The 14,679-nt window shown below is 43.0% G+C and carries 21 protein-coding genes; 8 read left to right on the top strand and 13 right to left on the bottom strand.

Annotation, left to right across the window (positions count from 1 at the left end):
• The first annotated feature begins 72 nt into the window (after positions 1-72).
• Positions 73-282, top strand: a complete 210-nt coding sequence (locus tag OQE68_RS02425; protein ID WP_180570986.1) for a hypothetical protein — start codon at positions 73-75, stop codon at positions 280-282.
• On the opposite strand, the gene OQE68_RS02430 is transcribed toward OQE68_RS02425, so the two are convergent.
• Genes OQE68_RS02430 through OQE68_RS02460 form a run of 7 tightly spaced genes read right to left on the bottom strand, consistent with a single transcriptional unit; the run spans position 283 to position 5,684 of the window.
• Positions 283-1,065 (bottom strand): phage head morphogenesis protein, encoded by a 783-nt coding sequence (locus tag OQE68_RS02430; RefSeq protein ID WP_180570985.1) that lies wholly within the window; start codon positions 1,063-1,065, stop codon positions 283-285. It abuts the gene before it with no gap.
• On the bottom strand, positions 1,065-2,603 hold the full coding sequence (locus tag OQE68_RS02435; protein WP_180570984.1) for a DUF935 domain-containing protein: 1,539 nt from the start codon (positions 2,601-2,603) through the stop codon (positions 1,065-1,067). The genes OQE68_RS02430 and OQE68_RS02435 overlap by 1 nt, the downstream gene beginning before the upstream one ends.
• Positions 2,604-2,605: 2 nt before the next feature.
• Positions 2,606-4,111, bottom strand: a complete 1,506-nt coding sequence (gene terL / locus OQE68_RS02440) for a phage terminase large subunit (RefSeq protein WP_180570983.1) — start codon at positions 4,109-4,111, stop codon at positions 2,606-2,608.
• A gap of 2 nt (positions 4,112-4,113) precedes the next feature.
• A complete protein-coding gene (locus OQE68_RS02445) occupies positions 4,114-4,689 on the bottom strand; it encodes a terminase small subunit (protein WP_180570982.1) in 576 nt (191 codons plus the stop codon).
• On the bottom strand, positions 4,689-5,084 hold the full coding sequence (locus tag OQE68_RS02450; RefSeq protein WP_180570981.1) for a 3TM-type holin: 396 nt from the start codon (positions 5,082-5,084) through the stop codon (positions 4,689-4,691). Before OQE68_RS02450 ends, OQE68_RS02445 begins: the two co-directional genes overlap by 1 nt.
• Before the next feature lie 2 nt (positions 5,085-5,086).
• Positions 5,087-5,272, bottom strand: a complete 186-nt coding sequence (locus OQE68_RS02455; RefSeq protein WP_180570980.1) for a hypothetical protein — start codon at positions 5,270-5,272, stop codon at positions 5,087-5,089.
• On the bottom strand, positions 5,262-5,684 hold the full coding sequence (locus OQE68_RS02460) for a M15 family metallopeptidase domain-containing protein (protein WP_180570979.1): 423 nt from the start codon (positions 5,682-5,684) through the stop codon (positions 5,262-5,264). The genes OQE68_RS02455 and OQE68_RS02460 overlap by 11 nt, the downstream gene beginning before the upstream one ends.
• A 160-nt stretch (positions 5,685-5,844) precedes the next feature.
• On the opposite strand from OQE68_RS02460, the gene OQE68_RS02465 reads away from it, so the two are divergent.
• The 3 genes from OQE68_RS02465 to OQE68_RS02475 all read left to right on the top strand — a co-directional run bounded on the left by OQE68_RS02465 (position 5,845) and on the right by OQE68_RS02475 (position 7,394).
• Positions 5,845-6,273: a transporter substrate-binding domain-containing protein gene (locus OQE68_RS02465; RefSeq protein WP_180570978.1), complete on the top strand. Its 429-nt coding sequence runs from the start codon at positions 5,845-5,847 to the stop codon at positions 6,271-6,273.
• Between the two features lie 88 nt (positions 6,274-6,361).
• Positions 6,362-6,574, top strand: coding sequence for a hypothetical protein (locus OQE68_RS02470; RefSeq protein WP_180570977.1), 213 nt, complete (start codon positions 6,362-6,364; stop codon positions 6,572-6,574).
• 190 nt (positions 6,575-6,764) lie between these two features.
• Positions 6,765-7,394 (top strand): substrate-binding periplasmic protein, encoded by a 630-nt coding sequence (locus tag OQE68_RS02475; protein WP_266195860.1) that lies wholly within the window; start codon positions 6,765-6,767, stop codon positions 7,392-7,394.
• 18 nt (positions 7,395-7,412) lie between these two features.
• On the opposite strand, the gene OQE68_RS02480 is transcribed toward OQE68_RS02475, so the two are convergent.
• The 6 genes from OQE68_RS02480 to OQE68_RS02505 form a co-directional block, all read right to left on the bottom strand.
• Positions 7,413-7,811: a hypothetical protein gene (locus OQE68_RS02480; RefSeq protein ID WP_180570975.1), complete on the bottom strand. Its 399-nt coding sequence runs from the start codon at positions 7,809-7,811 to the stop codon at positions 7,413-7,415.
• Positions 7,812-7,838: 27 nt separating this feature from the next.
• Positions 7,839-8,165, bottom strand: coding sequence for a putative endonuclease domain-containing protein (locus OQE68_RS02485; RefSeq protein ID WP_180570974.1), 327 nt, complete (start codon positions 8,163-8,165; stop codon positions 7,839-7,841).
• Positions 8,166-8,505: 340 nt separating this feature from the next.
• Positions 8,506-9,234: a replication protein P gene (locus OQE68_RS02490; RefSeq protein ID WP_180570973.1), complete on the bottom strand. Its 729-nt coding sequence runs from the start codon at positions 9,232-9,234 to the stop codon at positions 8,506-8,508.
• A gap of 10 nt (positions 9,235-9,244) precedes the next feature.
• Positions 9,245-10,237 carry a replication protein gene (locus OQE68_RS02495; protein ID WP_180570972.1) on the bottom strand — a complete coding sequence of 331 codons (993 nt, stop codon included), beginning with the start codon at positions 10,235-10,237 and terminating at the stop codon, positions 9,245-9,247.
• Between the two features lie 47 nt (positions 10,238-10,284).
• Positions 10,285-10,890 (bottom strand): toxin YdaT family protein, encoded by a 606-nt coding sequence (locus tag OQE68_RS02500; RefSeq protein ID WP_180570971.1) that lies wholly within the window; start codon positions 10,888-10,890, stop codon positions 10,285-10,287.
• Between the two features lie 35 nt (positions 10,891-10,925).
• Positions 10,926-11,132 (bottom strand): YdaS family helix-turn-helix protein, encoded by a 207-nt coding sequence (locus OQE68_RS02505; protein WP_180570970.1) that lies wholly within the window; start codon positions 11,130-11,132, stop codon positions 10,926-10,928.
• Positions 11,133-11,225: 93 nt separating this feature from the next.
• Between OQE68_RS02505 and OQE68_RS02510 the strand changes: the two genes are divergently transcribed.
• The 4 genes from OQE68_RS02510 to recT all read left to right on the top strand — a co-directional run bounded on the left by OQE68_RS02510 (position 11,226) and on the right by recT (position 14,476).
• Positions 11,226-11,846, top strand: a complete 621-nt coding sequence (locus tag OQE68_RS02510) for a LexA family protein (RefSeq protein WP_180570969.1) — start codon at positions 11,226-11,228, stop codon at positions 11,844-11,846.
• Positions 11,847-12,219: 373 nt separating this feature from the next.
• Positions 12,220-12,546 (top strand): hypothetical protein, encoded by a 327-nt coding sequence (locus OQE68_RS02515; protein ID WP_180570968.1) that lies wholly within the window; start codon positions 12,220-12,222, stop codon positions 12,544-12,546.
• 1 nt (position 12,547) lies between these two features.
• Entirely contained in the window at positions 12,548-13,549 is a 1,002-nt protein-coding gene (locus OQE68_RS02520; protein WP_180570967.1) for a YqaJ viral recombinase family nuclease, read from the top strand.
• A 60-nt stretch (positions 13,550-13,609) separates the two neighbouring features.
• Positions 13,610-14,476 carry a recombination protein RecT gene (recT, locus tag OQE68_RS02525; RefSeq protein WP_180570966.1) on the top strand — a complete coding sequence of 289 codons (867 nt, stop codon included), beginning with the start codon at positions 13,610-13,612 and terminating at the stop codon, positions 14,474-14,476.
• Positions 14,477-14,679: the final 203 nt, after the last annotated feature.

Here is a 14,679-nt window from a genome sequence, read left to right on the forward strand (position 1 = left end):
TTCAGTGTATACAACAAGAGCTTTATAATTCCTCGTATTGGATGCGCGTCTATTTACGCCAAAGGGATCAGTATGGCTCATAGATATATAACTCGTATTATCACAGATCCAAATAATCACTTCAAAGCTGGGGATAGCGTGATAATTGATACTCAACAACAACCTGCACAGAATGAATTAGGCTTGTTTTTAACGGAGGACAATAGGGAACTTATTATGAAAAATACTGATATTTCACACCAATGCTTAGGTCGAGTGATATTGATAGGACGACCAGTTTAATTAATTTAACGCCTCATTAAACTCCTTATCTTTTTCTTGAGCGTGCTTTTTTAACCACTGCGAACGGGATTGACCAGGATTATAATTCCAGCCGGGGTCTATACCCTCGGGCACCATTTCCGTGCGCCCAGTGTATTTGTTTGTCCAACGAATGGGATTTATATCAGGCAATGGTGAAAGTCCTCGGCGGGTAGCATCTCGCTTAGTAATTTGCCTTACACGACACCGGCAGCCCCAGCCATTAGGGGGGAAATGGGTATTCCAAAAAACATCGTCTACCGGTAGGACTAAACCTGCCCATTTTTCGTGGAGGGGACGGTGCTCTTTGGATGGCCCTAGACTATACAACAGATAAGGCATAACCCGCTTAGCCCGTTGAATACGTTGCCATTGACCAGCCGCTCTTGCGACTCGCATATTGGTATCGTAAATTAATTTTAAGCGTCTAGGAGTACCTAACTCTACTCGTGATCCGTCTGGGTGAATGTTAATGCCTGTCCAACCTCGCTTTTCCAAAAAGGGCATTAGTTCTTTTTTAAAGGTTTCAAACGGCAGCCCCTCGGCCAAGGCTTTATCCAATGCAGATCGAATTTCCAGCAGTACATCCTGACACATGGCCTTAGCCACAGTGAAAGCTTCCGTATGCTGTGTTTTCCATACCTCACGATAATCCCAAGTGATTTTAATCCCTTTATCCCGAAAATAATCCAGTGCTTCTTTTGGGGCTTTGTTAGCGCCAGCCGGTTCATCACCTTTCTGCTCACGATTAAACGCAAAATGCATCAGTTGTCGCCCTCTGCTACACCATGACCATAGGCAATAAATCCGGCTTTGGCCAAGCTCTCCGCCAGTTGAGTACGATCCATTTTACTCAATAAATCAGGTAACAACTGTTGTAACTCTTCATAGCTTTGCGCTTGTTGAATAGCCGATATAAGGGGATCAATTACCGGTGTCAGCTGCTGTTGCCAATCATCCAACATCAGGGTTTCCAACTGGTCGATTTCGTCGGGCTGCTGGCTGTTTACTGCCTGGCAGTGACTACACGTCTGTTGCCGGTTATTCGCTTTATCTTCTTTATTGGACTCAGCGGGTTGTGTACTTGGGGCTGCTAATAATTCCTCCCCTTCCTGGGGCTCTGATAAACCTAATTTACTGAGTACTTCTTGCTGTGAGACTTTTAACCCCAGCGGCACCAGTTTGGCTAAATTATCCGCCAGATTTTCCGTATCATACGACTCTGGTAGGCTAATTTTGATGCGCGGGTATTCTTCCTGCACCCCGTAATTTAAATCAATATAGGGCTTAATTAAATCCCGGTTAATGGTGGTGGCTAATTGTTTCGCATCGGCGTCAATAATATCCTGTCTCACTTCATCATGGACTTGAGCTTGTGCGTGACTGCTCCCATCATCGGCGGTCATGGTCTGGCCGAGTACGGCTTTAGATAGCTGCCGGTCGATCCACTCCGCCAGTCGGGCAAACGCATCCGAGCCACTCGCCGTATGGCTTATTTCTTGAAACTCAATGGCCATAGTCCTGGGTAAGATAGCCGCTGCGTCACTGCCAATTTCATACACCGCACGCCGTAAGGTCTCTTCCTGCTTTTCATCAATTTCACCATCGTAATAACCGATTCGAAGCGGTACGCCATAAATTTCTAAAAAAGCCATCCAGTCCTTGAGACCATACATTTTACACAGGTAGGAAAAGGCTACTAATCGGGCTAACCCGCCTCTTAAGGTTAAACCCGATTTCAACCGTGGCCGATGGACAATAAATTTATACGGTGGAATTTCCAGCCCTGCCTCTGAGTTGGATTCGTCAATAATCCGCAGTTCTTCCGGGTTGTCTTTTAGGAACATAAAGTACCGAGGATCTCGCCACTTATAGGCCACGGGCTTCCATACGCTGCCGGTCTGGTCCCAGATAATTTCATTGACGCTAAACCCTTTGCCAATGGCATCCAGCGCATCACTCATCATGTCAGCAAATTCTGGGGTATCAATTAACTGCTGTATTTCTTCTGTGAATTTATTTTCAGTACTGTGCTCCACGCTAATATCCAAACTACACACCGCAAATTTTCGGGTGCGTAAGACACTGGCATAATGAGGCTCCCGCTCTTCCATTTCTTCCGCCAGGGTTAAATAGGCTTGCATGTCACCTTCGGCAGCTTCCTGTAAAACCGATGCTAATTTACTGGGGGTTAAGCCACTGGCGACCGCTTCCATTTCAAACGGGTTTCGTACTGCAGAAGGACCTGCTACCTCACGGGTGAGGCTTTTTTTATTCACTGCCTTTGTCTTATTCTCAGCCATGTTTACCAGGCTCCTTTCTTGCGTTTAAATTCAGTACCACACCCTTTCACTGGCTTATACTCAAACTGTTGTTTATGGTCATTCACCCATTTCAGGAATTGGCTAGTACTATCCACCTGGTCGTCATGTTCGGATAGGGGAAATACAAAGATTTCGCGCTCGTAATCCACCAGCCAACAGCCAGACTCTGGTAAAAACACTTTGCCCGCTTCAATGGTGGCACTTTGGCTGCTCATGCGGGTGAGTTTGTCGCCCTCGGGTTCAATGGCAATAATCGGTAAGCTGGTGGTGAGTCGTAGTTCCTGAATTAAGGATTGGCCGCTGGCTTTATCTTCGATAAGTATTGCCTGTGCCCCCCACTTGTCGGCTAATGCTCTAACAACGGTTTTTAAATGGGGATATTCGACCCGCTCCCGCCAGACATCCACCAGGTAATAACCGAATTTCGTTTCCATCCACACAGTCGCCACTGACGGGTCATTAATTTGATCCGGTTTATAAGCCGTATCCCAACTATGAATAATCCGAATCGGGTTAGCAGGCAAAGCCTTATAGCGTTTAATCCAAGCCCGTTTAATGAGCCCACCTTCTGCCGGTGCTGGCCGTTGCTGATAAAGCGCATCCCAGTTACGGCTACCTTGGCTAATTCGTTCTTGCTGCCAGTGCTCAGGGCTAAACCAATCCGTCCATAAATACTCGCCTATTTGCCTACCTAATGGGTCATCCTCTCGCTCACACAGCGCTTGAAGACAGATGACGTACCATTCCTCACCATCCTGAGCATTCACCCAGCCTGATTGTCCCTCATAGCCAGGGGGTAATATACGACCAGATAAGTCATCCTCATGCCAGCGAGTTTGAATAATGATAATCCAACCAGACGGCTTCAGTCGGGTACGTAAATCCGTTAAATAAGCATCCCAGGTTTTATCTCGGATGGTGACACTTTCAGCTTGTTCAAAGCCTTTCACCGGGTCATCAATGATTAATCCATCGGCCCGGTTACCGGTAATCCCTGATAAAATCCCACCCGCCATATAAGTCGCACTATTGGTTAACGACCAGTTATCCACCGCCTGGTTATCTTGATTTAACTCGGCATTAAAGATGGTTTTAAATTGTTCGCTGCGGGTTATTGCTCGACATTTACGCCCGAATTTTTTCGCCAGGTCACTACCATAGGAGGTGGAAATAATATTTTTTCTCGGATTGCGGCCCATAAACCAGGTGGGAAATACGACACTGGCATAAGTCGATTTCGCCGAGCCGGGGGGCATAAATAACATCACCCGTTTAATACTGCCCTGCTCGACTTGCTCCAGGGTTTTATTAATTAATTGATGATGTTCGGCGGGCTCAACGGTATCAGGGTAAAAACATTCACAGTCATCATCCGTGAGTGGCACGCCAGGAATTTCAATAAAACGACAGTAGGCGTCTAATGAGTTAGCAGCCCGTAAAGCCAATTTCTTTTCCAGCAAAGCTAAGAGTTTTAATTTCTCTGCCATGGTCATGACAGTTTTTTCGTTAATTCCGCTATGCGCTTATCCAGTTCAGCTTCCGATAGGTTTTGGTTTTTGATGGTGCCGCTGTGTTCAACTTTATCAATAAAAATACCGTGACGACGGCCCAATAATTCCAGGGCTTTTAATTTGTCGTAGAGTTTGACTTTAACCCCGTGAGCGGTTTGGGAGATTTCCTGGATAGTGGCCGTTACTTCTGGGGATAAGGTATCAGAATCTTTTAATCGTATTGATTGGCAAGCTATGGCCGCTGAATGATTTGGCTCATCCTCATTGGACTCCAAGGTGATTTCACGCCAGTCAATTACATCAGTAATATGACTAAAGGCAATTTTGGCGAGTTCTTTTTCGATGCGGTCAGCTGTCACATCAAGACGATTACCCCGCTTCTGTTGTACTTCCCCTAACGCTGCTTGAATCTTAACATTTCCTAACAACCTGGCTCCTTGCTCACTGGCCGTCTTAGCACTATACCCCGCACGAATCGCTGCCTGAGTAGCATTTAAATCCACCAGGTATTCTTTGACAAACATTGCTTGCTTGGGGGTTAGCTTACCGCTCATTACTTCGTTCGCCCTCCCAGTTTCTCAGCCGTTCTCAGTGCACCTAAGCCTAACAGCGCCATGACCAGCTCTGTCATTACATCAAACGGCAGTTGTGGTCCTGGTTCGCCAGAGGCCCATTGCAAAATGGGATTAATCAAAAAGGTAAAGGTTAATCCCAGGCCACAGACCCAACCAATAAACGGACGCCAACCAGCCACAAATAAACTTCTGTGCTGGGCCTCTACCTTGTTCAGCTCAATTTGCAGCAAGCGCGGCTGCTGTCGTATGCGGGATAATAAAATCTCAGCCTGGGCACGCTCAGCGTCACTAGTCGTCACTTTATCCAGCACATTACCAATAGCTTCGATGGGCTCAGCTAAACCACCGCCTATTAATTTACTCCACCAACTCATGGTTACTCCTTCCGCCGACCCAGGTGGGCGGCAATATCCGTATAAATCCGCACCAGCACGCCAATGACACCGACAATAATCCCCAGTGCACTCAACCAATCCATAGTGCTCCACTGCTCAACGGTCGCGGCACCTATGACGGTGGCAGAGCCCACCACATAACTGACAACACCTGATTTATCCATCATCTCCCTCGACTAACTCAAAATGGACCAAATCATTAAAGGTCTGGTCACTCACTTGATGGTTACGATTCCAATCCCCACCCCAGCGCAAGCGATGCTTCATGCGTCCTTCTTTAAACAGCTTGATTGCTGTGCCCACCACCAAGCCACCTAAGTAATAAAACTGGTTATATTCCTCCCACTTAATCGGATAAGGCGCTACGTCTACAGCAAACGCCGGGAGTCGATTGTGTTTACTGTGGGGAAATAGCAACGTAGATTTACCTGCTACATAAGCCACATCTTGATCTTGCTGGTTGCGGTGACCAATTAAAATACTGCAATCACAGTCTTTAATGATCTCGCTGAATAAAACTTGTAGGTCTTCGTGACAGGTGGCTAAACGTTCTAATGATGTAGGGCTGAATTTTGGCATAAACTCCTCAGGATCTGGTTAGGGATAGTGAGGAGTTTTAATAATTTAATCAGGAGAAGTTAGGGGAAATTTTCTTTACTTTCACATAGAAGTGAAGACCTCTTATTATTTCAACTGAGCTATAATCAAACCAAGTTATATCAAACTGAACTAGTTCAAAATGCAAAAAAAACCAATCTTATTTATCTTAATTATAGCCTATAATTTAACCTACTTATCAAATGCAGACGAGCATTATATTCGTATTTACTATCATGAGCGAACACCTTACTACAAAATAGAAGATAATAAGTTAACAGGCATTGTTGGCAGCAAAGCTCAACAAATACTAGAAAAAAGCAAAGTTCCATATCGTTTATCAAACATACCTGCAGCACGCCAAATAGAAGAAGTCAAAATCAATAAGAAACATATATGTGCAGTGGGCTGGTTTAAAAATAAAGAAAGGGAGTTATTTGCAAAGTACACCATGCCTATCTACCAAGATAGGCCCGCAGTATTAGTTACAACCAAAAACCAGTTAAATGTACTCAATAAAAAAAAACATCGACAACTTGCTATCCGATCAAAGTTTATATATCGGCATTAAAATAGGATATTCATATGGAGGGTTTATAGATAAAAAAATTAGCCAGCATAATCCAAAAAAACTACGTATGTCTAAGGACAACCTTGGAATGATGAAAATGCTAAAAGCTAATAGATTTAACTACTTCATAGTCGCAGAAGAAGAGGCAGAAGAACTAGTTTTAGCAAACAAAGGTTTTTTTGCAATCCATAAACTTTCAGATCTTCCTCCAGGGAGTAAGCGTTATTTTATGTGTAGTAAAAAAGTAGACAATAGTATTATTGACAAAATCAATCAAGCCATAAAAAGTCTAAGCTTTTAAAAATATCGTAAGATATATTATCATGAAACAAACTCCAATAGTCATAATAGTCACAGTTTTTTGGTTTTGCAATATATATGCTAATGATACGATAACTTTTGATACATACCCTCCACTGACATATATAAACTCAAAAACAGGGAAAGCTGATGGACCAATAGTCCAGCTCATTAAATAAGCAAACAAAAATATCAACCATAAAATTGAAATACAACTTCACCCTATTTTGAGAATGTTTAAAAACTTAAAAAATCACAGCACACACGCAGCATTTGGCATGAGTTATAGAGCTGAAAGAGCCAAAAAATGGTATTATAGTTATCCAATAAATTATATAAATTATTCTCTATATGTTAACAAAACCAATCCATTAAAATATTCCAAACGAGAGCAATTAGAGGGTTATACAGTTGCTACTTGGGGGCCAACAAATATGTCTAAAACCTTGAGTGGTTTTGCTGAGCTCATTCCAAACCTAACGATTAAAATTTTCCCAGAATACAAGAATGTTTATAAAATGCTAGACAATGGACGATTTGGAGAAAAAGGAGCCATTTATGCTCCTGATTCCAATGCAGAACTATCAATTAGAAAAGAACTGTTGAGTAACATAAGATTTGCCGGAGTTGATAAAAAAAATATCTATTACATAGTTTTTGTCAAAGACACCACACCAAAATCCTACATTTATAAATTCAATGAAGCTATATTAAACCTATATAAAAATGGGAGGATGTCTGAAATTTACAACAGTTTCTCAAAACAAGGGATCATAGCTAAAGTACCTTTAAAAAATGACTTCAGAATATTGAGTCAATAAAAAGGAGTTATCTATCTATTACCCTAACTCCAAAACCACCTGTACCGGCTCCACCCCAACCTCCTCCTCCAAACCCTCATCCCTCAAAATATTCAACGCCTGCCGTCGACAGATACCATACTTAGCCGCCAGCCAATCCACCCGAGAGCAGCCACCACCGGACTTTATCGTGACATACTCCTTGCGTATTAAGTCATTACGCACCTGCTTAAACTGCTGCTTAGTGGGTAGCTCGATATGCTCACCCTGAAAGTAATCACTGAGTTGCTCTGCTGCCTCAAAACCAATGAGCGCTACTAGAATATGTTCATCCGTCATTCGATGTGGAATATACAACCGTGCCCCTCCCAGGTTTTGACCCAGCTTCAATGTAGCCTCAGGGCCTATGATTTCAGCGAGTTCATGTAACAGGTTCATAGCTTCCCCCTCGATCGAAACACGGTATTAGGCGGCTTGTTGAGCTCTGGCAAGTAACAACCTAATAGCCTTGATTGCACGGCCACTGGTGATCAGCTGATCGTTACAACGGTAGATATTCCAGCCCAGCAACGTGGCTTCATGATATTTTTCCATGTCACCTGCAAAGCCCTTGCCTCGATTATGGCGACCATTGATCCAGCCACCACCTTCCACCTCCACCGCTATTTTTTGATCAACCCAGGCAAAATCAAACCGCCACCGTCTAACAGGGTGAAAACGGTACTCCCTTATTGGTTGTGGCACTTTATAAGCTCGAAAGTGTACTTCCAACGTTGCTTCCAATTGACTCATATCAAACCCCTGTCTTTTTTATCACTTACATGGTCGTTCGTTGCTAGCGAAATAAACTACGTTTGTTGTATTGTTTAACTGGTCACAAAGACTGTTAAAACTCACTAGTTACGCATTGCCTCAGCTGCGCTTCCTTTCTTTTGCATCCGTACTTATTTGAGGCAATGCTTTTTTCTATTTTCCTTGTCGCCATAATATTGGTTGCTTTACACATCATTAGCAGTGAACTTCTTGTCTAAGTGGAGGTCATAGCTATTACGTTTACCTCCGTGTGTTTTATGCACTGCTTTGTTGTACTACCCCCAAGCCCTAAACCAGCGTTGACGAAGCAGTGCTTTTTTTATTTCCTTCCCAACATCCGATATATTTCGCTCATCGCCTCTCGCGGATTATCCAGCTGATCAAAGCCCTTTTGCTGTAAATACTTCTGCTGTTGAACATCGTGGTAGGCTTTATTTTTTTCCGCGATCGATTTAGGTGTTTCGTCTGTCAGCGCTTTGGGGATATCCTGCAGTGGCTCCCCTGCCATAACCTGTTGGCAAATCAGTTCATAATTTCGCTCAAATACTGGAAAAATATCTCGCTCAGGCATGGATTTTAATTCGAAAAATCCTGTGTTTCTGGCCGCTGAATACACCGCTTGATGACTCCAGTTGAGTTGGCCAGGATTTAATTCATGGGCTTTCTGACAAGCTTCCCGGTAGGCTAGCTGCGGCTTGGGTAAGCCAAAATCTTCTGGGTCACCATTGCACCAGGAAATAAATTTTCCAATGCTTGGGATAAAATCACCTGAAGCCTGGCGCGCTTTGTTCAAACCAATACGAACTTGCTCAACCTTGAGAATTTTGTTTTCGATAAATCCTTTGGTCCAATTGCGCTTAGCGCTGTTGAGGGTTTCTGTGTCAGCAAAGGCCTGTTTCCATGCAGGGAAAATACCCTGTAATTCACGAAAAATTAAATTGACTAACTGGGCTGCATGCTCTGAGACATCCTGCGAGTTAGACTCCGCTTGCTGAGGCTGCGGTTGATTAAAATTAATTCCTGAAATAATTTCACCTGATTTTTTCATCCTCAAATCCTCACAGTCCTAGGTTAAACCGCCAGCTGGTATCATCCCAGTCTAATTCGCTAGTGTTGGCTGGGCCGACCGGTTGAGTTTGTTTTTCAGCCGCAAATTTTTGAGCATTACGCATCCAGTTTCTCCAAGCCGATGCCCAACACTTGAACGTCGAACCCTTGGCTCGGTGGTAATCCAAGAATTTTTCAGTTTCAGCCACGAGATTTACCTGGATTAATTTTTCGTTAGCCCACTGAACCAGCTCGGGAGTCAACTGGAATTTTTCCGGTGCCTGGGTGGCTCGTTTGGTTGGCGATCGAGTTCGAGATTTCGAAATCGTGTTGGTTGGGTTTTCCCCCTGGGGGGGGACCATAGGGGGGATATTGTTTTTTGGTATAGTGTTTTTTGTCTTTTGTGTCTGGCTGATTTCTGCTAGTTTTTGTGGCCGGTTTCTGCTAGTCGAGTAGCCGTTTTCTGCTAGTTTTTCGTTTTCATTTGTAGCGGTTTTCGGCCACTTTTGTAGCGAATTTCCGCTAGTTTTTTGGCCGGTTTCTGCTAGTTTTGGCTCTTCAGTAGTAGCCATTTTCTGCCAGTTTTGTGGCCGATTTCTGCTAGTTTTGACTGTCTTAGGTTTTTGATAGATCCACTCAGATGTCACTAAATTGATACCCTTATTTCTCCCTTTCGTAAATAAAATATTTCTCGCTTTTAATATCCGTAAATCTGCATAGATATGTGAAATATCCCCCTCATAATGAATTAACTCGGCAATTTGTTGAGGTGCAATCCAATCCACTTCAAGATTGAAACCAATGGTTTTTCGGATAACTGCCATCAGGATTCGAAACTGACGACCACTAACATCTAAGCGCGAAATAGCTTCTATTAACTCATTAGCAATTCGCATGTATCCATTATTAATATCCACTTTGACCGACTCCCCCTGCTTCCTAAACTCCGGTTTTTCACTACTAGGAAAAGCTAAAACTTTGCATGATTCAGAAAGTTGATTCATACTTATATCTCCAACACTAAAATTAAAAGCTGCTTTTCTGGATATGCTCAGCTGGATTGGCAGCTTTTTTCTTTCTTCAGTGAAATAAACGGGTAATTTGTTTCTAAGGCTTCAACAGCCGCTTGAGTGGTTGCAGCCGATTCTTTTAATTCACGATGGGCATTTTTTACAGCATCTGCCGTTGGGTTATGGCCCAGCTCAATCACTGATAGTTGAGCCTCCATATTTTCTTTGGTTAATCGGGCTGCCATGGTTTGACTGCAAATACCTTCACTACTGGATTGTTTAACCCCGATATAAACACCGGCAACATCGTATACTTCGTTTAAATAAGCCATACGTAGATCAAGAGGCAAGGCAGCTACTATTACTGCTTCAACAAAAAATAATTTGCTGGGCGAGGGCTTGACTTCTTCATAATAACCAAGCCATCTAAAAATTTTTTGTGCATGTGTACGCATATCATTAGACACATCATTGGTCCGTAAAAATTGAATGCCCTCCTTTATTAAGGCTTCATCAAAGTTTAATTCATAAAAAATTTTTACAATTTCTTCACCTACAAGGGAGCGTGACATTTTGGGATGATCTAACCACCGATGAATATACTTAAGTAACAAAGTAATTCTGTTTCTATGTGAAACGTAGTTCATGATTTACCTCCATGGCTTATTTATAGTCTTCCTATCTACTTGTTAGTTTTTTCATGATCATCAAGCAGTTCATCTACAGTCACTAAACCATTTGTGGCTTTAGAAACAGCACGAATAAACTTTGCAGGAACTTGGTTATGCCTATTCAACCAATGCCACACATTTGATTGTTGTATCCCTATCAAACGGGCTAATGCAGTTTGTCCTCCAACAAGTTCAACTGCTCTTTCAATTGCTGTCATATAGTTATCTCCTCCCTAACTATAACTAAAGTTATATACAGATTAAAACCAAAGTAATTTGAAGTCAATTACTAATGTTGTAACAATAGAAAGATGAACATTGGCGAACGAATCAAACTAAGACGCAAAGAGCTGGGGCTAACCCAGGAACAACTTGCACGCATGGTAAATGTTTCTCAGGCAGCTATTCATAAGCTTGAAGAAGGGCGAACTAGACAACCCAGAAACATTCTCGACCTAGCTAGTGCATTAAAGTGCCAACCAGAGTGGCTGCTCCATGGAGGTGATGAGCCTGTCATCTTGCCTGTTACTCCAATCAGTGCACCCATAGGCCTTTACCCAATTATCAGCTGGGAACAGGCTTCTCAGTGGCCAAATATTTCAACCAATCAACTAAGCCTCCTAGAGCACCTACCTTGCGGTGTTCAATGCAGTGAGCAAGCTTTTATTCTTGAGGTGCAAGGCATAAGCATGGAACCCATCTTTCAAGAGGGTGAAATGATATATGTTGACCCCCAAGTTGAACCTAAAAGCGGCAAGTATGTTGTTGCCCAGCCCAACAAAACTAGCGATGTAACTTTTAAACAGCTTTTCATTGAAGGCAGCAATAAATACTTAAAGTCAGCAAATCCTAACTGGCCTGAGCAAATAACACATCTTGATGCCAGTTCACGCATCATTGGTACTGTTATCTTTTCTGGACGGCGTTACTAGCCCCAACCTATAACACCAGCAGCCTACCCGAAGCGCCCAGCACTGATGGCGCCTTCCCCCTGTTTACAACTTTTCTTATTAACTTCTCCAAAAAAATATTACTTTTATCATTGACACCATAATTACTTTGGTTATATTTTATTACTGAACGCAGCTTAAACAGTATGGAGAAGCATCATGCGCAGGAAGAGAAACAGCAGGCGTACGACCTTCACAGTATCAAGATACATGGCAACCCCCAACAGGGCAGCCACTAATAATGATCGCCTAAGCGCTTATAAAAAGCGTCAGGAAAAATATTGGCAAGCTTACAACACCTTAGGCCAGCCAATTAAATTCCCACTCCCCATAATAAAAATATAAGGAGCTTATTATGCAATGCCGCGTTATGGCGGACTTAGACCGCTATTACCAAAAACAAGAACAACTGGAAAATGCTTTTCTAATTAAAGAAATTGATATTAAACAAACGGCAAAAGATTTATTAAACGACACACCCGTAAGATTTTTCAACCAGACATGGACGTTTGATGATGTCTATGATCATGCCGCTGGTACAAGTAAATTTACTGACATCACCAAAAGCATGGCCTGCCATGCCAATAATCCAGAGGATTTAAATAAAACATTAAATCAATATCGCCAACTACTAATTGAGTCAGCTTTCGAACTCGCGTGTATCATTCATGGAGAGGATTAAAATGGATATTGACGCAAAAATTCATAATGAATATGTCACTAACTTAGCAGCTCAACATAATGTAGCCGAAATGTCAGAGGAAGAAGCCTGGCACTTTAATCGTCGAATGGGTATGGGTGGTTCGGATATTGGCGCTATTTTAGGATTAAATCCATATAAAACGCCGCTACAGGTGTGGAAGGAAAAAGTCGGTGAAGTGGGTCCTGATCAAGCAGGTGAAGCAGCCTACTGGGGCACTCAACTAGAACCCGTCGTTGCCCAGGAATATACCAAACGCACAGGCCATAAAATACAGCGCATCAATCGTGTTATTCATCATGCCGACATGCCCTGGATGGCCGCGAATATTGACCGGATTATTTGGCAAAATGGTAAAGCGCCCGTTGTTAAAAATAAAATTCGCTCCAAACATTTATTAGAGTGCAAAACCGCAAGTCCTTTTGCCAAAGAATGGGGAGAAGAAAACACCGACGAAATTCCCCACTCCTATTGGCTGCAATGCACCTGGTACCTAGCTACCTTAAATGCCGATATTTGTGATGTGGCTTTATTAAAAGGCGGCCAACAATATTTGCAATACCGGGTTGAGCGTAATCCACAAGTCGAAACCATGATGATCGAACGTGCTCGCCAATTTTGGGTTGATCATGTGATTGCTGGTGTGCCACCTGAACCAACCGCCTTAAATGAAGTGAATGAATTTTTCAAAAAGGATAATGGCCAGTCGGTTTTAGCCGACCATGAAACGCAAGTGTCTATTGAAAAATTAAAAGAACTGAAAAGTAAAATTAAGGCTCTCGAAAAACTAGCCGACGTACACGAAACCAAAATTAAAAAGTGCTTGGGTGAGGCCGCTAATTTAATTGATAACCACGGCAACAAAATAGCTACCTGGAAAGCACAAAATTCCAATCGATTCGATGGCAAAGGTTTTAAAGCAGCACACCCAGCACTAGCCAAGAAGTTCATGAAACAAAACCAAAGCCGGGTATTTCGCCTTTAACAACAGCCCCTCATAACCAGGGTAAAAACAGGAAACGCCACACCACCAAAGGACAAGACGATGAGTAGAAGCCAACAAATTACCCAAGCCCTAAACCAACAGCCTTTAACTCAGGTTAACAACAAGAAACCATTGCCTACCACCATTGATGGCATGTTGAAAGACAAACGGTTTTTAAATCAAATTCAGGCGGCTTTACCTAAGCATATGACACCCGAGCGGATGTCTCGCATTGCTCTGACCGAAATTCGTAAAAATAAAATGCTAGGTGAATGCGACCCCCTCTCCTTGTTTGGCGCCATTGTGCAATCCGCTCAGCTGGGTTTAGAAGTCGGTTCAGGATTAGGCCACTCCTACCTTATACCCTTTCGCAATCGCCGGGCTAATCGAGTGGATGTGCAGTTTATTGTCGGCTATCGCGGCATGATTGACCTGGCTCGTCGCTCAGGCCAGATCATTTCCTTACAAGCCCATGCAGTTTATGAAGGTGATGAATTTGATTTTGCTTATGGCCTAGAAGAGCGTTTACACCATATCCCAACCAGTGACACTTTAAACCGCGGTAGTATGTTAGGTGTTTATGCCCTGGCCAAATTAAAAGACGGTGGCCACCAAATCGAGGTAATGTGGAAGCCTGAAGTAGATGAAGTACGTCGCCAATCCAAAGCCGCAGACTCTGGCCCCTGGAAAACTCACTATGAAGAAATGGCCAAGAAAACCGTCATCCGTCGTTTATTTAAATACCTGCCTGTCAGTGTCGAGATGCAAAAAGCGGTCACCTTGGAAGAGCAAGCCCATAGTGGTGAAAGCCAAGATCATAAATCCTTATTTGATGATGCTAATGTGTTTGAAGGCGAATATAGCGAAGAGCCAGAGAATAAAAAGGAGCTGGTTGATACAGAAACAGGGGAAGTTATTCAAAGTTAGTAGCAGAGAGAATCAAGTGAATTACCTCCCCTTTTAAAACTGGCAAAAAATAAGGCTTAGGAATCAAATGAACGATAACACTTTATTCACTCGATTCCGAAGTTTTTAATGCTTGACTAGCACGATGAGAGAGATTCAGAAGACTGGACTACAGGTATTGCTCCATTTCTTCGCCTAGCAAAGAACGATCAACACGACACCTG

The sequence above is a fragment of the Spartinivicinus marinus genome (assembly GCF_026309355.1).
Taxonomy (GTDB): Bacteria; Pseudomonadota; Gammaproteobacteria; order Pseudomonadales; family Zooshikellaceae; genus Spartinivicinus; species Spartinivicinus marinus.